The sequence below is a fragment of the Flavobacterium branchiarum genome (genome assembly GCF_030409845.1).
GTDB classification, from domain to species: Bacteria; Bacteroidota; Bacteroidia; order Flavobacteriales; family Flavobacteriaceae; genus Flavobacterium; species Flavobacterium branchiarum.
Genome location: NZ_JAUFQQ010000003.1, coordinates 2,421,468 through 2,442,350, shown reverse-complemented (window position 1 = coordinate 2,442,350; position 20,883 = coordinate 2,421,468). Strand labels below are relative to the sequence as shown.

Genomic DNA, 20,883 nt, shown 5'->3' with positions numbered 1-20,883 from the left:
GTTATAGATCTTCTAAGAGCAATAAATATAAGTTCTTAGCAACACTTCCGTATTGAGTAAAATCTTCTTCTTTTGCTTTTTCGAAATATTTTATGGTAGTAATATTGGTTGGGTAGTCTCTTTCGTATTTACGTTTTATGGCACTTAGTCCATCGCTTTTAGCAGTCAGGATTTGACTTGTAGTTGCAATAATAACAATGTTTACTGGTAATTCGTTTGGTTTGTTTTGTTTGATTTGTTTTGATGAAAATAATATCGCTCCTTCATCTGCAATTAAGTTTTCGCAAGTAGCTAATAAAAATTTTGGATTAGCTGGGCTTTGATAGATTAATTTATTTTCGTCAAGTAGATGAAATAATGCAGGCTCAAAACACATAACTTCACTTTCAAACCAATCGTTCTCTTCTAAGATGTTTTCGAATTGTTCCGTTACTTCTTTGGTGTTTTCACAATATAAAAACTTACCTCCATTTTTCTTAAAATTAAAAATGAATTGCTCATCTATAGAAAGAGAATTGTCAGCTTGTGAATTGCTATATTCACTCTGATTCTTCTCATCAGATTCATCATGGCTAGAGCCAAATAATTTTTTAAAAAAACTCATTATTGTTGGAATGTTTTACGTGTTAATTGAAAACGTTCAAAGATAAAAAAATCTTAATTCAAAAGTAGCTTTTGAATTAAGATTTTAAAAATAATTATATTATTTGTGTAGTATTACGATACTACCTCTTCTAGATTTTTGTCAAATGTACGTTTTCCGAAAATTGCTTCAAGGTCATCTTTAAAAATAACCTCTTTTTCAATCAGGATTTCAGCAAGTTGATTTAGCTTGTCTTTATTTTCTTCTAAGATATCGATTGCTCTTTGGTATTGACCTTCAATTAGTTCTGATATTTCTTGATCAATAATTTTTGCAGTCTCATCAGAATACGGTTTAGAGAAGTTGTATTCACTTTGTCCTGTTGAATCGTAATAAGTAACGTTTCCGATTTTTTCATTCAATCCGTAAATCGTTACCATCGCACGAGCTTGGCGTGTAACTTTTTCTAAATCGCTTAATGCACCAGTCGAAATTCGATCAAAAGTTACTTTTTCAGCAGCTCTTCCGCCCATAGTAGCACACATTTCGTCTAACATTTGGTCTGTTCTCACGATTTGTCTTTCTTCTGGAAGGTACCAAGCAGCTCCTAAACTTTGTCCACGAGGTACGATTGTTACCTTAATAAGTGGTGCTGCGTGTTCCAACATCCAGCTTACAGTAGCGTGACCTGCTTCGTGAATTGCAATTGCTTTTTTCTCTTCTGGAGTAATGATTTTGTTTTTCTTTTCTAATCCACCAACAATTCTATCTACAGCATCAAGGAAATCTTGTCTGTCAACAGCAGTTTTATTGTTTCTAGCGGCGATTAATGCTGCTTCGTTACAAACGTTAGCAATGTCTGCTCCAGAGAATCCTGGAGTTTGTTTTGCTAAGAAATCTAAATCAAGACCTTCTACTTTTTTCAAAGGAGCTAAGTGTACTTGGAAGATTTCTGCTCTTTCACGAATGTCTGGTAAGTCTACAAAGATTTGTCTGTCAAAACGTCCTGCACGCATCAAAGCTTTGTCTAAAACATCAGCTCTGTTTGTTGCAGCTAGTACGATTACGTTAGAGTTTGTTCCAAAACCATCCATTTCTGTTAGTAATTGGTTCAATGTATTTTCTCTTTCGTCATTACCACCTGACATATTGCTTTTTCCACGAGCTCTACCTACAGCATCGATTTCATCAATAAAAATGATCGCTGGAGATTTTTCTTTGGCTTGTTTAAACAAATCACGTACACGTGAAGCTCCAACACCTACAAACATTTCAACAAAATCAGAACCTGATAATGAGAAAAATGGTACTTGTGCTTCGCCGGCAACTGCTTTTGCTAATAATGTTTTTCCTGTTCCAGGAGGTCCTACTAGTAATGCTCCTTTAGGTATTTTACCTCCTAAGTTAGTGTACTTTTCTGGATTTTTTAAGAATTCTACAATTTCTTGTATTTCTTCTTTTGCACCTTCTAAACCAGCTACATCTTTAAATGTAGTTTTGATATCTGTTTTTTCGTCAAAAAGTTTTGCTTTAGATTTTCCAATGTTGAAAATTTGACCGCCACCACCGCTTCCGCCGCCTGACATTTTTCTCATTATGAATATCCAAACTCCAACAAGAATGATTATTGGAAGTAGACCAACTAAAATGTCAGTCCAGTTATTTTTTTGAACAAAATCATAATCTTTCAATTTCTTTTCAGTAACTGCTTTTTCTAATTTTGTTTGAAAGATTTGGTCATTACCAATTTCTAAAGTATAGTGAGGACCTTTGTTTGGTCTGTCAAATATATCTTTAGATACTTTTTTTTGCGCTGGATCCTTAAGTGCAGCAGCAGTAAGATACACTTCAGCTTCAGCTTTATTGTATACAATAACTTTTTCAATTTCTCCTTTATCTAATAAGTCATTAAACTTAGAAGAAGTTAATTGAGCAGGCTCTTGTAAACTTGATCCTCCGGTTGCAAAACTGATAAATAAAAATATTAAAAGTATTGCGGTATAAATTAACCAAGGACTTATTTTAAATTTACTCGGGGTTGGATTATTATCTTTAGCCATTTGAAGAATGTTTCTTTAGTATTTGTTTTCGATTGTAGTTATTTTGGCATCTCCCCAAAGACTCTCGATATTATAGTATTCTCGAATGTGTTTTTGAAATACGTGAACAACAATATGCACGTAATCGATAAGAACCCACTCTGCGTTATCGGTTCCTTCTACATGCCAAGGTTTGTCTTTTAGTTCTTTTGATACAGTTTTTTGAATTGAGCCTACGATGGCGTTAACTTGGGTATTTGAATTTCCGTTGCATACGATGAAATAATCGCAAACCGCTGCGTCTATTTCCCTTAAGTCCAAGATACTAATATCATTTCCTTTTACTTCTTCGATTCCTTTAATTATGTTCGCTAACAGAACATCATTATTAACAGTCTTTTTCGCCATGAATTATTTTATATGAGTTTGTAAAGTTACCAATTTTTGTGATTATTTTTGAACCTTAACAAAATATTAAATTAAGTTATATAAATTATTTACATGAAACTAATCAAACTCGATGCCATAGATTCAACAAATGAGTTCTTAAAATCATTAAGTAGCCAACAAGAACTTGAGAATTATACTGTTGTTACTGCCGAAAATCAAACAAAAGGCAAAGGGCAAATGGGCGCAGTTTGGCGTTCTGAAATTGGTAAGAATTTAATAATGAGTGTGTTGGTTAGAGATTTCTTGCTGGGTAATGAAGAAGTTTTTAATTTGAATATTATTATTTCGTTATCAGTAATAAAAACTTTAGAAGAATTAAATATTCCTGATTTAAGTATAAAATGGCCAAACGACATTATGTCATATAATAAAAAACTCGGTGGCATTTTGATAGAAAACACTCTCAAAAGTGATGGATCTATCGTGTCAGTAGTTGGTTTAGGATTAAATGTTAATCAAATAAATTTTCAAAATTTACCAAATGCGACTTCTTTAGCAGTGATTTCTGATGCCGAATTTAACAAAGAAGAGCTTGTTATTTTGATTGTAAAGAAGATTAAAGAGAAAATTTTACTCTGGAATGAGCATTCAGATTTATTTTGGGACGAATATTTCAATAAATTATTCAGAAAAGGAATTCCGATGCCATTTAAAAACTTAGATAATCAAAATTTCATGGGAATTATTCAAGGTATTTCTCCAATAGGTAAGCTACAAGTTTTATTAGAAGATGATTCTGTGTCTGAATTTGAAATAAAAGAAATACAGATGCTTTACTAGGAGGTTCAGAGGTTCAGAGGTTCAAAGGTTCAAAGTAGGAAAGGTTCAGAGATATGTTGGCGAACAAACTTTGCGATTCTGCGTCTTTGCGAGAAATAGTACCAATAAATGTAAGTTCAGAGTTGAAAGCGACAAAGGTTCAAAGTAGGAAAGGTTCAGAGATATGTTGGCGAACAAACTTTGCGATTCTGCGTCTTATCGTGAAATAGAATCAATAAAGGAAGGTTCAGAGTTGAAAGTGGCAGAGGTTCAAGGTAGGAACAGTTCCGAGATATGTCGGCGAACAAACTTTGCGATTCTGTGTCTTTGCGAGAAAAAGTATCGATAAATGAAGGTTCAGGTCTGAAAGGGACAAACGTTCAAAGAAGGAAAGTAGCAGAGGTTCAAAGGTTCAGAGTAGGAAAGGTTCAAAGATATGTTTGCGAAAAAACTTTGCGATTCTGCGTCTTTGCGAGAAAAAGTATCGATAAATGAAGGTTCAGGTCTGAAAGAGACAAACGTTCAAAGTAGGAAAGTAGCAGAGGTTCAAAGGTTCAAAGTGGGAAAGGTTCAAAGATATGTTTGCGAAAAAACTTTGCGATTCTGCGTCTTAGCGAGAAATAGTACCAATAAATGAAGGTTCAAAGGTTTTGAGGCTGTGTTAAAAAGTTCAGAGTCAATTAAATTTTAAAGCCATAAAGAGAATACATATCGTACTTCTTTATGGCTTTGAGAACAGAAAATTAGGCTTTTATTTTAAAAAGTATGCAGTCTGTAATTTTGTATTGAAGGATCTTTGTTTTAAATATTTACAGGCTTAAGTTTTTTAGGATTCAGTTTTCTATTCCAGTATATAATATAAATTGTTCCTAGAATAGACGGTGTTATCCATGTAATGATATTGCCAATACCTAATCCAGCAACAATAAACGCAGTTACAGAGGCGATAAGTGCTCCAATCATTTTTCCTATATGTTTAGATAACCAGCTTTTATTTTTATCTGAAAGATTTCTGAAATATATAAAATCTTTAACGGTCATATAAAACCCAAATCCACCAAAGAATGTGAATAATATTCCATTCTCAATGTTATTCAACTGACAGTATATTCCTAATGTTATCATTATGACAGAGAAAAAAAGCATCGTTCCTGATGTAAGTTTGTCAATCAAATCAGCTTCAACTTTAGTTTTAAAAGCTAATGCTCTGTTTCCTGAAATTACAAGATATATGGTAAATAGCCCAATCAAGAATAAAAAAACATTATGATGTCCAGGGAATAAACAAACAATAAGCGACAGAATTGAACTGGTAAACATTCCGATAGAGAATAGTTTTCCCATTTTTTTATGCAATGTGTTTCCTTTTTTTACCATTACACTTCCAATTCCTGTGATAAGTCCGATTCCTCCGAAGAAGGCATGAATGTAAATTAAAATCTTGATAGTTAGTTCCATTTTTAGGTTTTTTAGTTAATGGTTCAAACTTCGGATAATTTTATATTTCTGCATAAATTTTATTACTGAATTGCGGTTTTTTAAGGATGGGTTGTTTTTTTAAGGTGCAAAGAAGTAAAGGAGCAAAGGTGCAAGAGTTTTGTGGTTATTAGGTTTAAAATTGCAAAGTCTCAGTGGTTTTATGTAGATTGTGGTTGGGATTTTTTAATACGTTTAATGAATTAGAGATAATTAGAAGTTTGTTTTTTAGAAAAATTAAGGGGCGTGAAAAAAAATGGGCACAAAAAAAGTCCGATTTCTCAATCGGACTTAAATTTTATAGGTAGACAATTAACAATTATAGTTTTGTCATGTTATTGGCAAGAGTTTCAATAAACTTTCCGATAGGTCCTTTTATCATCATTGCCATCATCGGATTAAATTCTCCTTCAAAATCAAGTTTCACAGCACTAGAAGTCTCAGAAACTGTTTCAATGTTAGACACCAATGTAAATGGAAGTTTATCGCTAGCAGCACCCAAAACAATTTTGCTTGGAGCTGTTTTTTCTTTCATTTTTAATTTTATTTCCGGCATACCTTTTAGACCAAAAATAAATGCATCTTCGCCAATTACTTCAAATTTAGCAATATTGTCGGGCATTAATTTTTCAAAATTTCTTACATCACTCAATAAATCAAATAATTCTTGAGCCGATTTCTGAACAGTAACTTTAGGACTTTCTAAGTTCATATTTATTGGTGTTTATATTCTGAAGAATCAGAAATTGTATTTTTAAAAAATTAATCTTGTTTCCAAGAAGCTGGGTTTACATTCCATTCCTGTAACGTAACTAAATCATTCTCGGGAATGTATTTTTTAGCCACAGCAAGGTTTAATAAATTCGAATAGTTACTCAATGTGTATAAGTCGATATTAGCATCCTTAAAGTTTTTCTCAGCAACATCAAAGCCATAAGTAAATATTGCAGCCATCCCTTTAATATTGGCTCCAGCATTACGTAAAGCTTCAACAGCAAGCAAACTACTATTTCCAGTGCTTATTAAATCTTCAACAACAACAACATTTTGTCCCTTTTGTAAAAAACCTTCAACTTGATTTTGTCTTCCGTGTTTTTTAGGTTCTGGTCTAACATATACAAACGGTAATCCTAAGCTTTCTGCAACAAGAATACCAATACCAATGGCACCTGTAGCGACTCCAGCGATTACATCTGGCTTACCAAATTGTTTTTCAATGTTCTTAGCAAACTCATCTCTAACATAATTTCTGATGCTTGGAAATGAGAGAATTAGCCTGTTATCACAATAAATAGGTGATTTCCATCCCGAAGCCCATGTAAAAGGATTTCCTGGATTCAATTTAATTGCATTTATTTGCAAAAGCAATTCGGCTGTTTTTTCGGCAGTATCTTTATTAAAAATCATAGTACAAATGTATAAAGTTTTTGTGAACGACAAACCACTTTTTTTGACAAATGAAATCTCCAAAGAGACTAATTTTCAATTGTTCTTGTTAGAAAGTATTGACATAGAGCAAATTATCGTTAAAATGTTCCAAAATAAAATTCAGGCAGCATATTTATATCACCCTGACGAGAAGGAAATTATGAAAACGTTAAAGTCAAAAATTCCTGTGAATAAAGCAGGAGGAGGGCTTGTTTATAATAAAAAAGGCGAGGTATTATTCATCTTCAGAAATGGAAAATGGGACTTACCAAAGGGAGGAATCGAGAAGGGAGAATCCATCGAAGAGACCGCCATGCGTGAGGTAGAAGAGGAAACTGGAGTTGGAAAATTAACAATTACCAACAAATTACAGAAAACCTACCACGTTTTTAAGCGTAACGGAAAATATAAATTAAAAATCACGCATTGGTTCGAAATGCAATCCGATTTTAAAGGAACTCCACAAGGACAATTAGAAGAAGGAATCGAAAAAGTAGCTTGGTTAAATCCAGTTCAAATAAAAGAAGCGTTAAAAAATTCCTACGAAAACATCAAATTATTGTTTCAGGAAGAAGATAAAATACAATTGAAATAACAATGTAAATAGGAATATGAAATTCAACGTTTTACATTAAATATTAAAATTGATTTCGCACTTTCCGTTAATTTATTAAACAGAATTTGGGCGTGCCACCATACAAAGAAAGACCCAATGAGCATTGCGTTCATTGGGTCTTTCTTTATACGCTGTCGGGCTATACGGGCTACTTCGGTAGCTTCCTTCTATCCCTCACGCGAGCTACACTTTGAGATGCAATTTTGTTTCATAAAATTTTAATTTTTGACTAATTCATGTCTCAAAAATCGTACTTTTGTTCAATAAGTAATATCTTTAAATTATGAGCACACTAACAAAATCAAACCATATAGGGCGAAAAATTAGCCGAATTCGTGAACTTAGAGACATGAAACAAGAAGCTTTGGCACAAGCTATGGGAACAAACCAACAGGCCGTTTCTATTTTAGAAAACAGCGAAACTATAGAAGATGAAAAACTTATCGATGTAGCAAAAGCATTAGGAGTTAGTGTTGAAGCTCTTAAAAATTTTTCAGATGAAAGCGTGATTAATTATTTTAATAATTTTTATGATAATAGTGGAAGTCAAGGTTCTTTTTCGCATGGATCAGCGTTCACTTTTAATCCATTAGATAAATTAATGGAATCAGTAGATGAAATTAAAAAACTCTACGAACGTTTACTTCAAGCAGAAAAAGAAAAAGTTGAGTTCTTAGAAAAAATATTGAAGGATAAATAATTTTATTACTTCATTCAGAATAAAAAAAGCCTAATAAATTGCTGTTTATTAGGCTTTTTTTATACTAGAGAATTCGAAGAGCAATGAACTTAGCGTGTTCTCTTTGTGAATCTTTGCGAAATAAATCCAATCGTTAGTGCAGATTTGCAATCCGTACCCACAAATGTTTTCTCCAATACAGCTCGCTTATCTTTATTTCCCGAATCGTTAGTGCAGATTTACAATCCGTACCCACAAATGTTTTCTCCAATACAACTCGCCAATCTTTATTCCCCCAATCGTGAGTGCGGATTTGCAATCCATACCCACAAATATTTTCTCCAATACAGCTCGCTTATCTTTATTTCCCGAATCGTTAGTGCGGATTTGCAATCCGTACCACAAATATTTTCTCAAACTTGTCTTTCCAACTCAGGAAGAAAACTCCATATAAAAGGCTTTGACCAAATAAGTTAGTTATAAGTAGTTCCGAAATCAATATTTTTATTGGCAGTTTTACCTTCTTTAATTTCAACAGAAGAGAAGTTTAAAGACTTATCATAACCAGTGTAAAATGCTAAATTTGATTTAAATTCTTTCGGAAACCCCTTGATTAAATTTATTGATTTAGATTCAATTTCATTTTGAATTTTTCTAGATCTATAAACCTGATTTGATAAGCTTTTATAGTCATTTGAATTTACTTCCATTAAAATAGCTTCATATATTTTTTGGAGTTTATTTATTTCTTGAATTTCCTTTTTGAATTTATTGATATCAAAACCTAGTGCGATATTGATTTCGTTTGCATTTTTTAGCAAATTATTTAAATGATCTATTGGATGAGTGGTTGTATTTTCTGACTGAACGATTAAAAAATAATTTCCAGTTGGTATATCTTTAATCGTAAATTTTCCAGCGATATCTGCTGTAGTTTCAAATTCACAATCTTTATTTAAAGTAGAATATAACTTAACTTTTGAACTAGCATCTGGTTTATTATCAATATTATCATTGTGTTTCCAATATATGTTTCCTGTTAGATGTCCTGACGGTTTTTTACATGATGATAATATTGTAATTAGCACAATTATAAAAAGCAATTTTACTTTCATTTTATTTTTTTTGAAACACATTAATGCATTGGGGTTAATGTTATCAAATTTAATAGTCTAAGATTAAGTAATATTACGGAAATACGTAATCTCGGTAATTTTATCATTTTTAAAAGCGAGGAAACCCGCTAAGTAGAGCGGTTATTTCTTCAAACTTGTTTTTCTGTCACAGCTTTTAGTCGCAGTAATCAGTCACAGTAATCAGTCACAGTAAATCAGTCACAGTAAATCAGTCACAGTAAATCAGTCACAGTTTTCAGTCGCAGTGTCATCCTGAGCGGAGTAGAAGAGTAGTCTCAGTAATCAGTCTCAGTAAATCAGTCTCAGTAAATCAGTCTCAGTAAATCAGTCTCAGTTTTCAGTCTCAGTTTTCAGTCTCAGTTTTTAGTCTCAGTTTTCAGTCGCAATGTCATCCTGAGCGGAGTCGAAGGATAGTTTACAGTTTAAAGAAATTTAGCGTGTATCTTTATGAATATTAGTGAAATAATTCCAATACAGTTCACTAGTTTTTTCTTTCTGAGGAACGAGGAAACTTATCAAAAAGACTGATTTATTAATGAGATTCTTCGTTTTTCAAAATGGACAAGATTGTGGAGAAATACGCCTATTGTTTTTTTGTCATAATTACGACAGCGCCTCTGTCACCTCGAGGGCCAAAAAGCATAACGGCAGTTTGTTGATTTAAAAATGAAATTTGATGTAAGTCTTTTTTCTCTAGCGGAATAAAAATGGTGTCTTTTTCAGTATCATATTCAAATGGTTTAGCATCGATTATAATAATTGGAGTTGAGCTTATTTGGTCTGTCTTTATTATTTTATGAATAGAATCTGATAAATAATATTTTTGATTATCTGTATTAGTAAGCAAGAATATTTTGTCTTTCGAGCAACCAAAAAAGGCAAATAGAGTAAGAAGTAATATGATTTTTTTCATAAATATTTATTTTCCGATAGTGCGGATTTGCAATCTATAGCGGCAATGTATTAACTTTTATAGTTTCCAATCTTTATGGGCACGGATTGCAAATCCGCGCTAAATGGGGTTTTTAACTTTAAGTTCCAGCTTAGCGAACTTTGCGTTTTTCTACATAATCAAAATATAAACATTGCGCACTTTGCGATAAAGCCTTTTCATAAATAAGCAGATTATTTGTAAACCCAATCTTCAAATTTCAAGTTCCAGCTTAGCGAACTTAGCGTTTTTCCACACAATCAAAATTAAAAAATTGCGGACTTTGCGATAGAACCTTTCTAACTTTAAGTTCCCGCTTAACGAAATTTGTTTATTTCTACACAATCAAAATCAAGAAATTGCGCACTTTGCAATAGAACCTTTCTAACTTTAAGTTCCAGCTTAGCGAACTTAGCGTTTTTCTGCATAATCAAAAATCAAGAAATTGCGCACTTTGCGATAGAACCTTTCTAATTTTTAAATTCCAGCTTAGCGAACTTAGCGTTTTTCTACATAATCAAAAATCAAGAAATTGCGCACTTTGCGATAGAACCTTTCTAATTTTTAAGTTCCAGCTTTGCAAACTTTGCGTTTTTTTACATAATCAAAATCAAAAATTTGCGTACTTTGCGATAGAACCTTTCTAATTTTTAAGTTCCAGCTTAGCGAACTTAGCGTTTTTCTACACAATCAAAATCAAGAAATTGCGCACTTTGCAATAGAACCTTTCTAACTTTAAGTTCCAGCTTAGCGAACTTAGCGTTTTCTACACAATCAAAAATCAAAAATTTGCGCACTTTGTAATTAACGAGCAACTATAAAACACGATAAACAGGATATTGCATATGTGCTTTTTCATAATAAGCAGAATGTTTGTAAACCCAATCCAATTGAGCTTCCGGGCTTTTAGCAAGTTTAGGATCGTTGATTTTAGTTTGTTCTAATTCGGCTCTTAATTTCGGGTTATTTTTTAAAAGTTCAGCGGCAGTATCTTCAAAAACATATTCAGAATACCCTTCTTTTTGTTGCAATATTGGATCAAAGAAATTCCAGTTAAAGAAAGAATCAACTCCTTCAGGTTCTAAAGTTTCTAATAGGTATTTAATAGCTTTTTGTTCAGTCGAGAAAACATAATCACCTTTGTGAAAAGTAACTTTTGTTATTTTAGAAGTAACTTTAGTATTTCGGTGTAAATAATGTCCTTCGTAAGCAGAATTTGTCGTTTTGAAATCAGCAATTCTATAACTTTCAACTTCAATTAGAGTATCTTTTTTTAGTTGAGTATAGGTAACGCTATTGCTTTTAAGTAAATCGATAACATTCCAAAAACCTCTTGGGATGATATATGCCGATGGAATAGTAATGTCCTTTACCGATTTAAATTCTTTTATGTACGGAATGTCTTTTTTGAATGGTTTTGTTCTATCGTAAAATAGACGGTTACCTGTTGTGACTTCGCTTTTTTTGTGAGTCGCTTCGTAACCTAAAAAGTTAAAGGTTGTCATTTTTGTGCTATCAATTTCCCATTTAATAGTATATGGTTTTTTAGGAGCATATTGCGCTTCGTTTTTCAAACGCATTTCTTTAATTTTCTTATAATTAGCATCTGTAAAATCAATTGTAGATGTCATGTATTCATAGGTTGCTTTTACACGATCGGCATAACTTTTAAGCATATGAGTTTCGACTACAAATCCAATTGTGTTAAAAAGAGAAGTATATCCGGTTGTGTAACGCGGACTGTCTGAAAATTGTATAAAACCATTATCGGGTGTTTCTTCAAATGCATTTACGTAAGGCGTGGTTTCAAAGTTCTTTTCTTGTAAGTTTTTGACCAATTCAGGCATCATTTCCTGATTGAGATAATCGCCTAAAACGGTACCTAATTTATTATGTTGCGTCATAATGTAGGTTAGTTTGTATTGGTAATCAGAGCCATTACTGACATGATTGTCAATGAAAACATCAGGATTTATTTTATGGAATATCTCAACAAAACTTTTGGTATTGCGTGTGTCCGATTTGATTAAATCTCGGTTTAGGTCGTAATTTCTAGCGTTGCCACGAAAGCCATACTCTTCTGGACCATCTTGATTTGCTCTCGTTGTAGAGTTTCTATTTAATGCACCTCCAATGTTATAAACTGGAATAGTTACAATAACGGTATTTTTTGGGACTTTAATTTTTCCAAGGGCTAAATCTCTAAATAATTGCATTGTTGCGTCAATTCCATCAGGTTCACCAGCATGAATACCATTGTTGAGAAGAATTACAGCTTTGTTTTTTTTGATAGTATTAAAATCAAATTGTTTCTCTGGATTAAATGTAATCATGTGCAATGGATAACCACTATCTGTAAGTCCCATTTCTTGCATTTTGATTGTTGGAAAATCATGCGCAAGAAGCGTAAAATATTTTATAGTTTCTTGGTAATTGGCAGATTGATTTCCGTTTCCTTTCTCGAAATAGGTCTCGTATTTATTGCCTTTCTGCGCAAATGTTGTGATACTTAGGAGTAAAATGCAAAATGTAAAAATTCTCATAATTTGGTTTTTAATAGCATTCAAATATAATTATTTTCTTTTAGGATTGGGGAGAGAGGCAAGATGATAGAAGAAAGAAGAAAGAATATAGATTATAGAATAAAGATTTGGGGTGTGAGAAGTAAGATGATAGATGTGAGAGAATAAAGAATAAAGAATAAAGATGAAAGAATGTAGATTATAGAAGCAAGATAATAGAAGCAAGATAATAGAAGCAAGATAATAGAAACAAGATGATAGACAGGAGAGATAAGGATTGTAATAATTGTTTTAAGTGGTTTTTGTTAGGGTATGTTGATGATTTTATTGTATGGATTAAGTTGAAGTTTTTTGATGAAAAATCGGAAACTTGAAATTTTAAACTCGAAACAATTATTTTGACTACTTTTGCAAAATGAATAAGAAACACCATTCGAATAATATACTTTTGAATTTAGGTATCGAGAGCCTAAATGAAATGCAAGAAGTGGCTCAGGATGCTATCCTGAATGATAATAATGTTTTACTACTTTCTCCAACGGGTTCTGGTAAAACACTAGCTTTTTTACTTCCGGTTTTAGAATTACTACAGCCTGAAATCCTTTCTGTACAATGTTTAATTCTAGTTCCATCGCGTGAATTAGGATTGCAAATTGAGCAGGTTTGGAAAAAAATGGGAACCGATTACAAAGTTAATATTTGTTACGGTGGCCATTCAATCGATACAGAGATTAAGAACTTAAGCAATCCTCCAGCAGTTTTAATAGGAACTCCAGGAAGAATTGCAGATCATATTGATAGAGGCACTTTTCGTTTAGATAAAATCCAGACTTTAATCTTGGATGAATTTGATAAATCATTGCAATTGGGTTTCCATGAGCAAATGTCTTTTATCATAGGTAAATTGCCAAAATTGAATAAACGTGTGTTGGTTTCGGCTACATCAGATATTGAAATTCCTAAATACACAAGAGTAATTAATCCAACAATTTTGGATTTTATTCCTGAGGAAGAAGAGAAATCGAATCTTTCGATGAAAATGGTTATTTCTCCAAACAAAGACAAAATAGGAAGTCTGTTTAACCTAATATGCTCTTTAAAATCACAATCGGCTATTATTTTCTGTAACCACCGTGATGCTGCTGAACGTATTAGTGATACATTAAACGAAAAAGGAATTTACGCTACTTATTATCATGGCGGAATGGATCAAGAGGAGCGTGAGCGCGCTTTGATTCAGTTTAGAAACGGAAGTGTGAGTTATTTAATCACAACCGATTTGGCTGCTCGTGGTCTTGATATTCCGGAGATGAATCATGTTATTCATTATCATTTACCTTTAAAAGAAGACGAGTTCACACACCGTAACGGACGTACAGCTCGTATGCTTGCTTCGGGAACGGCTTATCTTATTGTTCACGAAAGTGAGAAAAAACTAGATTATGTTAATTATGACATGGAAGTTTTAAATGTCGATAACGCTACGACTTTACCTAAGCCTCCAGAGTTTCAAACCATATATATTAGTGGTGGAAAGAAGACAAAATTGAACAAAATTGATATTGTTGGTTTCTTTTCTCAAAAAGGAAAACTTGAAAAAGGTGATCTAGGGTTAATAGAGGTAAAAGATTTTATTTCGTTTGCCGCTGTAAAATTTAATAAGGTAAAAGATTTGCTAAATAACATCAAAGACGAGAAGATGAAAGGCAAAAAATTTAAAATTGAAGTGGCAAGAAAAGTAATTAAGAAGGAGGAGGAGTAATTTATTTATAGACAAATAGTTACTTGTTTATTATTTGTGATAGAGGGAATAATCCTAAATGTTAATTTAAAATTTAATGTCAATAAATTAACTATGTAGGAAAGGAATTATTTTTTTATTATTATGTTTGCGCATAAAATAAATTAAACCCCAAAGAATATCATGAAAAAAATTATTACTATTACTATTTTGTTTTTAAGTTTTGCATCCTTTGCTCAAATTAAAGTTATTGCAACTGTACCTGTTGAAAAATTAGGTAAAGTGAATAATAATTATATCCAAAAGATTGGAGATGAGTACACTATATTTTATAACTGTATTCAAAGTGATGACGAAAACAATACTTTAAGAAAGTTTACTTTTAAAAATATTGATAACGATTATCTTAATCTTTACAATATTATCATAAACGGATTTACTGCAACTCCTTTGTATGATATTAAATTAGAGTTACCTAACAATTATGTTTGGTTGCATTATACTGCGAGTGCTGATAAACCTACAGTTCAGTTTATGGTTTCTAATAAAGAAGCTAGCTCAAACAGTGTTTCCGAAGCTTTAACAAAAGATCAAGTAAGCAAGTTGTTTCAAAAATAAACAGATTTTATCTGATACAAAAAGAGGCTATTCATAATGAATAGCCTCTTTTTTTAGTTTTCAGTTTACAGTCGCAGTCTTAATATTGAGTATTTAGTCTCAGTCACAGTTTACAGTCGCAGTACTGAAACTGTAAACTGTAACTTTAAGTTTTAAGCTGTTAACCGTAAACTGTGACTGAATACTGTGACTGAATACTGTGACTGAATACTGTGACTGCAAACTGTGACTGCAAACTGAAAACTATATCTTTTTCACGTATTGAGTGATAATTACAATTTGTTGCCCATCAACTTTTCCTTCGATGTATTCGGCGTTTTCATGGTCTAAACGGATGTTACGTACTGCAGTTCCTTGTTTGGCTACCATACTAGATCCTTTTACTTTTAAGTCTTTAATTAAAACTACTGAATCTCCGTGTTCTAAAATCACACCATTACTATCACGGTGAATGATTTTGTTTTCATCATCTTCACCTTCTCCAGTTGCTTGTGCCCATGCTAGTGTATCTTCGTCTAGATACATCATATCTAGTAATTCCTGTGGCCATCCTGCTGCACGCATTCTGCTTAACATTCTCCAAGCTACGACTTGTACGGCAACATTCTCGTTCCACATACTGTCATTTAAACATCTCCAATGATTTAAATCTACGTTATCTGGATTTTCTATTTGATCAATACAAGTACTACAAGCCATTACACTTTCATCAATTCCTCCTTTTTGAGTAGGTAAAACTTGATACACTTTTAAGTTTTCGGTTGCACCACAAAGTTCACATTTTGACCCGCTACGTTTGTTTAATTCTCTTTCTAAGCTCATTTTTTTTGTTATTAGTATTGTAAAATGCGAAAATACAGTTTAATACTACGTTCCGCAAGTTTATGCTTAGGAATTAAAATTATTAATTTCTTTTTACTTCGTATATATTCTCTTCATTATAAAGCTTTAGTATGTCTTTTTTAGAAAAGCTATAGGCGTCTTTATAATTTTGATCTTTATCTATTTCATCCATGTTTGTTTTTTTATCAATTTCCATTTCATTAATCAGAGCACTAATGCTGTCTTTAGAAACAGTATTTACCTTCATTGTAGAAAAGAACCCTTCTGATGATTTTACATAATAGATATCGCCTATTTTAGGGTTTTTAATGTATTTTTCACTGTTTGCATCGGTTTCATAAGATGAATAAAAGCCATATGAAGCTATTATTGCAATAATGAATAATCCCGAAAACATCCATATAGGATTGCTTACTCTGTCTTTTTCGTTTTCTCTTTCTAGTTTTGTTTGGATATTTGAGGGTAATTCAAATTTTTCAAATGTTTTTTTACAAGAATTACATTCTGTATAAGTCATTTTTTTAATTGGAAAAAAGGGAATTAAGTATAGATGGGCATATTTTCCAAATACGCTGTACATCATTGAGACATTTGATTCACAAATTGGACAATCTACATTTATGATTTGTCCTTTTTTTAAAGTACTAGCTTTAGTTCCGTAATAAAAGAGCATCTTCTGATTTTTTTGGTTTTGGTTTATAAAAAAAAAAGCACTATTTAATTTAAATAGTGCTTTTGTAAAAATATAGTTAAATCCTACGTTTTGCAAATATATGTTTTAAAACAGTATTACTTCTGTACCCTAACTGCATCTGGAACTAGCATTTCGTATTCACCACCGTTTCGTAATACATCGCGAACGATGCTTGAACTGATATATGATGTACTTGCTGCGGTTAATAAAAACACGGTTTCTATTTTAGAAAGTTTTCTGTTGGTATGTGCAATTGCTTTTTCGAATTCGAAATCGGCAGGATTGCGCAGACCTCTTAAAATAAAATGCGCTTTTTGTTTTTTGGCTAAATCTATAGTAAGTCCTTCATAAGTAATAACAGTTACTTTGGGCTCGTCTTTAAATGTTTCTTCTATAAAACGCTTTCTTTCTTCGAGTGAAAACATGTATTTTTTTTCTGCATTTACACCTATTGCAACTATGACTTCATCAAATAAAGAAATCCCTCGTTTGATAATATCTTCGTGTCCAAGTGTAATTGGATCGAATGATCCCGGGAATATGGCTTTTCTCATTTCTTTTTTTTAAGGTTCAGAGGTTCAGAGTGACTAAGTTGCTAAGTTATGACTTATCTTAAATGGTTCTGAGGTTTTGTAAAATATCTCTTTAATTTAGATAGAAATTGTTTAATCACGATTTATTTGATATATGACATTTTTATCAAACAGCTCTTTTAGATTTTGTTTTGTAAAGGACTGTATTTGATTATAATTTTCATCAACATTAATTTTATCAATTCCCGAATAATTACTCACTTCCATATCATTAATGTATATGGTAACATTGTCGTTTAAAACTGATTTAACTTTTAAGGTAGTATAATGCCCATCGTTATTTAGAAGATAAACATCACCAATTAGAGGGTTTTGTATATATTCCTTTTCTAATTTTTTAGCTTGAATGCCTGTGTAAATGGCAAATGACAGTATAGCGATTAATATAAAAGAACCTGAGTATTGCCATATTGGGGTTTTTACTGGATTCTTTTTATATTGTTCCTTAAAGTTGTCTTTAATTTTAGCAGGTAATTCACCTAGTTTATATGTCTTTTTACAATTGTTACATTCTACAATTATTGTACGTCTTATAGGGAATGTTGGTACAATAATAATATTTACATAGCCACCATAAATTGAAAAATTCAAACCGTTTTTGTGACTGCAATTTGGGCATGATGAATTTTTAATTATTCCTGTCTGTAGTGTTTTTATCTTACGACCTAAGTTAATTAACATAAATGGAAGTTTATTTTTTGATGCCGTGTTTATTGTGTGATTCCTTGTTCTTCTGAATGGCAATATTATCTGAAAAAGATTCTGAGTGCTAAGTTTTTTATCTTAGTATCTCAGAACCTTAGTTATTTAGAATCTTTTTTGGCTACGCTAAAGCCAACTCAATTGAATTTGTAAACAAATCTTCTAATGTGATTCCAGCTGCTTTTGCTTGTTGCGGAATCAAACTTTCTGTTGTTAAACCAGGAATAGTATTCATTTCTAGCATATACGGTTCGTTGTCTACGATGATGAATTCGCTTCTTGAGAATCCTTTCATTTTTAAGACTTCGTAAGCACGTTTTGCAACTTCACTCACTTTTTGCGTTAACTCATCTGAGATTCTTGCCGGTGTAATTTCTTGTGATTTTCCTTCGTATTTAGCTTCGTAATCAAAGAAATCATTGTCTGAAACTATTTCTGTGATTGGTAATACGATAACTTTTCCTTGGTAGTTAATTACTCCAACAGAAACCTCTGTTCCGTCAAGGAAGCTTTCGATGATGATTTCGTTATCTTCTTTATAAGCAACTTCGATTGCAATAGGAAGTTCGGCTGCAGTTTTTACTTTTGAAATTCCGAAGCTTGATCCTGCTTTATTTGGTTTTACAAAACATGGTAAACCTACTTTCTTCACTATTTCGTCTGTATTGATAATATCACCTTTGTTTAGATAGTAAGAAATAGCAGTTTTTATTCCGTATGGTTTTAAAACAGATAGTAAATCACGCTTGTTGAATGTAAGCGCTGCTTGGTAATAATCGCATGATGTTTGTGGTAAGCTTAATAACTCAAAGTAAGCTTGCATTAATCCGTCTTCGCCTGGTGTTCCGTGAATAGCATTGAATACGCAATCGAATGTGATTTTGTTTCCGTTTACTGTTACCGAAAAATCATTTTTATCGATTGGGAATTCGGCATCTTTTTCATCTACGTAAACCCATTTTTCTTTGAAAATATGAATTCGGAAACCGTTGTATTTGGTTTTATCTAGGTATTGGTATACTACGTTTCCGCTGATTAGTGATATTTGATATTCGCTAGAATATCCTCCCATGATAATGGCAATGTTTTTCATGTTTTTCTTTTTTATGCTGTTGCAAGCTAGGTAGCTTTCTTTTATTTCTTGATTTGTATGTTGTTATGAAAACAGTTTGTTTTTTAGCCCCGATAGTAGCGACATCCTTTTTTATGTTTTTTTTACATAAAAAAGATATAGCGAATAGCGGGAAATAGCTCCTAAAATCATTCTTTGACCCTACTAGGAGTGATATAAGGATGACTATCAGGTTGCTTTCTTGTATTAAACAAAATTATCATTTTTTTTGAAACGAAATCTTTATCTTTGCCACAAATAAAAATAAATTTATGAGTTTACGTAAGTATCTAACTAGTCGAGTTTTTTTTACGCAAATACTAATTGCTATTGCAATTATTGCAGTTTTGGGGTATTTGTTTATGCATTGGTTAACATTTACAACTGATCATGGACATGAAATTGAAGTACCTGATTTGAAAAAATTGACGGAAGAGCAAGTTGAGGCAAAATTGGATGGTCTTGATTTAGATTACGTACTTTTGGATAGTGTAGATTATAAAAGTGATTTCCCTAAATACAGTGTTGTTGAGCAAGATCCTTTGCCGGGAACGAAAGTAAAAGTGGGAAGAAAGATTTATATTAAAATAAATTCTTCTGGTTTTTCATCAGTTCGTATTCCTGATTTGATTGAGAAAACGTACCGTGAAGCTGTGCCAACCTTAAAGGCATTAGGACTTCAAGAGGGAACAATTACGTATATTCCGAACCTTGGAAAAGACATGGTTTTGGAGATGCGTTACAAAGGAAGAAATTTAAAAGTGGGAGATCGCGTACTGAAATCATCAAAAATTGATTTGGTTTTAGGCGATGGAAAAGCAAGTTATTTAGATGAAAGTCAACCAGCAGATTCTTTAGCAGTACCTGGAGACGAAAATACACCAAATGAACAATAATAATACCGATAGTTTAGATTTAGAAGAAGAGTTGTATGAGCATTTTAGATTTGAAGTTCCTAAGGGGCAATCCCCTTTGCGAATCGACAAATATTTAATGGGCTTAATACAAAATGCAACAAGAAATAAAATTCAGAATGCTGCAACAGAGGGTAACATCTTTGTAAATGACGTTATTGTAAAGTCAAATTACAAAGTAAAAGCATTTGATGTTGTAACGGTGATGTTAACTCATCCTCCGTATGAAAATCATATTATTCCAGAAGATATTCCGTTAAACATTGTATACGAAGATGATGCTTTGTTGTTAATCAATAAAGAGCCTGGAATGGTTGTACATCCTGGTCACGGTAATTATACTGGGACTTTGGTTCATGCTTTGGCGCATCATTTTGATAACCTGCCAATGAATAGTAGCGAGCGTCCGGGATTGGTTCATAGAATTGATAAGGATACTTCGGGACTTTTGGTTATTGCCAAAACGGAAGCTGCTATGACGCATCTTGCTAAACAATTTGAAGCTAAAACTTCTGAAAGAGAATATATTGCTTTGGTTTGGGGTAATGTTGTTGAGGAGAAAGGAACTATTGAAGGAAATCTTGCCAGACATTTGAAAGACAGGATGCAAATGGCTGTTTTTGCTGATCCTGAGATTGGTAAACCTGCTGTAACGCATTATAAAGTTTTAGAGCGTTTTGGTTATGTTACTTTAATTTCTTGTCAGCTTGAAACGGGTAGAACACACCAGATTCGTGCGCATATGAAACATATTGGGCATCCGCTTTTTAATGATGAGCGTTATGGTGGTCACTTGATTTTAAAAGGAACTACGTTTACAAAATACAAACAGTTTATTGATAATTGTTTTAAAGCTTTACCTAGACAGGCATTGCATGCTAAAACTTTAGGTTTTGTTCATCCTACTACTGGTGAAATGATGCGTTTTGATACTGATTTACCTGATGATTTTAAGGATTGTATCGAAAAATGGAGGAATTACTCTAAATCGCACAATACTGATGAAGACGTGAGTTAAAAATATAAAGTCCCAATATTTGGGACTTTT

General features: G+C 32.4%; 21 protein-coding genes. 7 read left to right on the top strand and 14 right to left on the bottom strand.

Annotated elements, in window-relative coordinates:
* Position 1: 1 nt before the first annotated feature.
* The 3 genes from QWY99_RS11295 to rsfS form a co-directional block, all read right to left on the bottom strand.
* Complete coding sequence (locus tag QWY99_RS11295) at positions 2-604, bottom strand: lactate utilization protein B/C (protein WP_290265070.1); 603 nt, start codon at positions 602-604, stop codon at positions 2-4.
* Between the two features lie 113 nt (positions 605-717).
* Positions 718-2,643 carry an ATP-dependent zinc metalloprotease FtsH gene (gene ftsH, locus QWY99_RS11290; RefSeq protein ID WP_290265067.1) on the bottom strand — a complete coding sequence of 642 codons (1,926 nt, stop codon included), beginning with the start codon at positions 2,641-2,643 and terminating at the stop codon, positions 718-720.
* 15 nt (positions 2,644-2,658) lie between these two features.
* Complete coding sequence (rsfS, locus tag QWY99_RS11285; RefSeq protein ID WP_290265066.1) at positions 2,659-3,030, bottom strand: ribosome silencing factor; 372 nt, start codon at positions 3,028-3,030, stop codon at positions 2,659-2,661.
* 93 nt (positions 3,031-3,123) lie between these two features.
* Between rsfS and QWY99_RS11280 the strand changes: the two genes are divergently transcribed.
* A complete protein-coding gene (locus tag QWY99_RS11280; RefSeq protein WP_290265063.1) occupies positions 3,124-3,852 on the top strand; it encodes a biotin--[acetyl-CoA-carboxylase] ligase in 729 nt (242 codons plus the stop codon).
* 780 nt (positions 3,853-4,632) lie between these two features.
* Here the strand turns inward: QWY99_RS11280 and QWY99_RS11275 are convergent.
* The 3 genes from QWY99_RS11275 to pyrE form a co-directional block, all read right to left on the bottom strand.
* Positions 4,633-5,289 (bottom strand): hypothetical protein, encoded by a 657-nt coding sequence (locus QWY99_RS11275; RefSeq protein WP_290265061.1) that lies wholly within the window; start codon positions 5,287-5,289, stop codon positions 4,633-4,635.
* A gap of 337 nt (positions 5,290-5,626) precedes the next feature.
* Positions 5,627-6,019, bottom strand: coding sequence for an SRPBCC family protein (locus tag QWY99_RS11270; RefSeq protein WP_290265060.1), 393 nt, complete (start codon positions 6,017-6,019; stop codon positions 5,627-5,629).
* Between the two features lie 50 nt (positions 6,020-6,069).
* The gene (pyrE, locus tag QWY99_RS11265; RefSeq protein WP_290265056.1) at positions 6,070-6,714 is read right to left on the bottom strand and encodes an orotate phosphoribosyltransferase; all 645 of its coding nucleotides are present in this window, start codon (positions 6,712-6,714) and stop codon (positions 6,070-6,072) included.
* A 7-nt stretch (positions 6,715-6,721) separates the two neighbouring features.
* On the opposite strand from pyrE, the gene QWY99_RS11260 reads away from it, so the two are divergent.
* Both QWY99_RS11260 and QWY99_RS11255 read left to right on the top strand, forming a co-directional pair.
* On the top strand, positions 6,722-7,330 hold the full coding sequence (locus tag QWY99_RS11260; protein WP_290265054.1) for an NUDIX hydrolase: 609 nt from the start codon (positions 6,722-6,724) through the stop codon (positions 7,328-7,330).
* 304 nt (positions 7,331-7,634) lie between these two features.
* A complete protein-coding gene (locus QWY99_RS11255; RefSeq protein ID WP_290265052.1) occupies positions 7,635-8,051 on the top strand; it encodes a helix-turn-helix domain-containing protein in 417 nt (138 codons plus the stop codon).
* Between the two features lie 452 nt (positions 8,052-8,503).
* Here the strand turns inward: QWY99_RS11255 and QWY99_RS11250 are convergent, their stop codons facing one another.
* The 3 genes from QWY99_RS11250 to QWY99_RS11240 form a co-directional block, all read right to left on the bottom strand.
* A complete protein-coding gene (locus tag QWY99_RS11250; RefSeq protein ID WP_290265049.1) occupies positions 8,504-9,145 on the bottom strand; it encodes a hypothetical protein in 642 nt (213 codons plus the stop codon).
* A 604-nt stretch (positions 9,146-9,749) separates the two neighbouring features.
* Positions 9,750-10,079 (bottom strand): hypothetical protein, encoded by a 330-nt coding sequence (locus QWY99_RS11245; RefSeq protein WP_290265046.1) that lies wholly within the window; start codon positions 10,077-10,079, stop codon positions 9,750-9,752.
* Positions 10,080-10,912: 833 nt separating this feature from the next.
* The gene (locus tag QWY99_RS11240; protein WP_290265043.1) at positions 10,913-12,640 is read right to left on the bottom strand and encodes a M14 family metallopeptidase; all 1,728 of its coding nucleotides are present in this window, start codon (positions 12,638-12,640) and stop codon (positions 10,913-10,915) included.
* 394 nt (positions 12,641-13,034) lie between these two features.
* On the opposite strand from QWY99_RS11240, the gene QWY99_RS11235 reads away from it, so the two are divergent.
* Together QWY99_RS11235 and QWY99_RS11230 are read left to right on the top strand one after the other, a co-directional pair.
* Entirely contained in the window at positions 13,035-14,381 is a 1,347-nt protein-coding gene (locus QWY99_RS11235; protein ID WP_290265041.1) for a DEAD/DEAH box helicase, read from the top strand.
* A gap of 162 nt (positions 14,382-14,543) precedes the next feature.
* Positions 14,544-14,978, top strand: a complete 435-nt coding sequence (locus QWY99_RS11230) for a hypothetical protein (RefSeq protein ID WP_290265039.1) — start codon at positions 14,544-14,546, stop codon at positions 14,976-14,978.
* A 243-nt stretch (positions 14,979-15,221) separates the two neighbouring features.
* Here QWY99_RS11230 and QWY99_RS11225 read toward each other — a convergent pair whose 3' ends face one another.
* The 5 genes from QWY99_RS11225 to QWY99_RS11205 form a co-directional block, all read right to left on the bottom strand.
* On the bottom strand, positions 15,222-15,800 hold the full coding sequence (locus QWY99_RS11225; protein WP_290265038.1) for a PhnA domain-containing protein: 579 nt from the start codon (positions 15,798-15,800) through the stop codon (positions 15,222-15,224).
* Between the two features lie 82 nt (positions 15,801-15,882).
* The gene (locus QWY99_RS11220; RefSeq protein WP_290265036.1) at positions 15,883-16,494 is read right to left on the bottom strand and encodes a zinc ribbon domain-containing protein; all 612 of its coding nucleotides are present in this window, start codon (positions 16,492-16,494) and stop codon (positions 15,883-15,885) included.
* A gap of 116 nt (positions 16,495-16,610) precedes the next feature.
* Positions 16,611-17,069, bottom strand: coding sequence for a pantetheine-phosphate adenylyltransferase (coaD, locus tag QWY99_RS11215; RefSeq protein ID WP_290265033.1), 459 nt, complete (start codon positions 17,067-17,069; stop codon positions 16,611-16,613).
* 111 nt (positions 17,070-17,180) lie between these two features.
* Positions 17,181-17,789 carry a hypothetical protein gene (locus QWY99_RS11210; RefSeq protein ID WP_290265029.1) on the bottom strand — a complete coding sequence of 203 codons (609 nt, stop codon included), beginning with the start codon at positions 17,787-17,789 and terminating at the stop codon, positions 17,181-17,183.
* 142 nt (positions 17,790-17,931) lie between these two features.
* Positions 17,932-18,903: a D-alanine--D-alanine ligase gene (locus tag QWY99_RS11205; RefSeq protein WP_290265027.1), complete on the bottom strand. Its 972-nt coding sequence runs from the start codon at positions 18,901-18,903 to the stop codon at positions 17,932-17,934.
* Between the two features lie 290 nt (positions 18,904-19,193).
* Between QWY99_RS11205 and QWY99_RS11200 the strand changes: the two genes are divergently transcribed.
* Both QWY99_RS11200 and QWY99_RS11195 read left to right on the top strand, forming a co-directional pair.
* On the top strand, positions 19,194-19,817 hold the full coding sequence (locus tag QWY99_RS11200) for a PASTA domain-containing protein (protein WP_290265025.1): 624 nt from the start codon (positions 19,194-19,196) through the stop codon (positions 19,815-19,817).
* Complete coding sequence (locus tag QWY99_RS11195) at positions 19,807-20,853, top strand: RluA family pseudouridine synthase (RefSeq protein WP_290265023.1); 1,047 nt, start codon at positions 19,807-19,809, stop codon at positions 20,851-20,853. The genes QWY99_RS11200 and QWY99_RS11195 overlap by 11 nt, the downstream gene beginning before the upstream one ends.
* The last annotated feature ends 30 nt before the right edge of the window (positions 20,854-20,883 follow it).

What these genes read in the sequence shown, in the direction of transcription:
- QWY99_RS11195 (WP_290265023.1), top strand. Translation starts at nt 19,807, where the DNA reads ATGAACAATAATAATACCGATAGTTTAGATTTAGAAGAAGAGTTGTAT.
- QWY99_RS11260 (WP_290265054.1), top strand. Translation starts at nt 6,722, where the DNA reads ATGTATAAAGTTTTTGTGAACGACAAACCACTTTTTTTGACAAATGAA.
- QWY99_RS11280 (WP_290265063.1), top strand. Translation starts at nt 3,124, where the DNA reads ATGAAACTAATCAAACTCGATGCCATAGATTCAACAAATGAGTTCTTA.
- QWY99_RS11255 (WP_290265052.1), top strand. Translation starts at nt 7,635, where the DNA reads ATGAGCACACTAACAAAATCAAACCATATAGGGCGAAAAATTAGCCGA.
- QWY99_RS11250 (WP_290265049.1), bottom strand. Translation starts at nt 9,145, where the DNA reads ATGAAAGTAAAATTGCTTTTTATAATTGTGCTAATTACAATATTATCA.
- QWY99_RS11200 (WP_290265025.1), top strand. Translation starts at nt 19,194, where the DNA reads ATGAGTTTACGTAAGTATCTAACTAGTCGAGTTTTTTTTACGCAAATA.
- QWY99_RS11270 (WP_290265060.1), bottom strand. Translation starts at nt 6,019, where the DNA reads ATGAACTTAGAAAGTCCTAAAGTTACTGTTCAGAAATCGGCTCAAGAA.
- QWY99_RS11225 (WP_290265038.1), bottom strand. Translation starts at nt 15,800, where the DNA reads ATGAGCTTAGAAAGAGAATTAAACAAACGTAGCGGGTCAAAATGTGAA.
- QWY99_RS11210 (WP_290265029.1), bottom strand. Translation starts at nt 17,789, where the DNA reads ATGTTAATTAACTTAGGTCGTAAGATAAAAACACTACAGACAGGAATA.
- pyrE (WP_290265056.1), bottom strand. Translation starts at nt 6,714, where the DNA reads ATGATTTTTAATAAAGATACTGCCGAAAAAACAGCCGAATTGCTTTTG.
- QWY99_RS11205 (WP_290265027.1), bottom strand. Translation starts at nt 18,903, where the DNA reads ATGAAAAACATTGCCATTATCATGGGAGGATATTCTAGCGAATATCAA.
- QWY99_RS11235 (WP_290265041.1), top strand. Translation starts at nt 13,035, where the DNA reads ATGAATAAGAAACACCATTCGAATAATATACTTTTGAATTTAGGTATC.
- QWY99_RS11275 (WP_290265061.1), bottom strand. Translation starts at nt 5,289, where the DNA reads ATGGAACTAACTATCAAGATTTTAATTTACATTCATGCCTTCTTCGGA.
- QWY99_RS11230 (WP_290265039.1), top strand. Translation starts at nt 14,544, where the DNA reads ATGAAAAAAATTATTACTATTACTATTTTGTTTTTAAGTTTTGCATCC.
- rsfS (WP_290265066.1), bottom strand. Translation starts at nt 3,030, where the DNA reads ATGGCGAAAAAGACTGTTAATAATGATGTTCTGTTAGCGAACATAATT.
- QWY99_RS11220 (WP_290265036.1), bottom strand. Translation starts at nt 16,494, where the DNA reads ATGCTCTTTTATTACGGAACTAAAGCTAGTACTTTAAAAAAAGGACAA.
- ftsH (WP_290265067.1), bottom strand. Translation starts at nt 2,643, where the DNA reads ATGGCTAAAGATAATAATCCAACCCCGAGTAAATTTAAAATAAGTCCT.
- QWY99_RS11295 (WP_290265070.1), bottom strand. Translation starts at nt 604, where the DNA reads ATGAGTTTTTTTAAAAAATTATTTGGCTCTAGCCATGATGAATCTGAT.
- coaD (WP_290265033.1), bottom strand. Translation starts at nt 17,069, where the DNA reads ATGAGAAAAGCCATATTCCCGGGATCATTCGATCCAATTACACTTGGA.
- QWY99_RS11240 (WP_290265043.1), bottom strand. Translation starts at nt 12,640, where the DNA reads ATGAGAATTTTTACATTTTGCATTTTACTCCTAAGTATCACAACATTT.
- QWY99_RS11245 (WP_290265046.1), bottom strand. Translation starts at nt 10,079, where the DNA reads ATGAAAAAAATCATATTACTTCTTACTCTATTTGCCTTTTTTGGTTGC.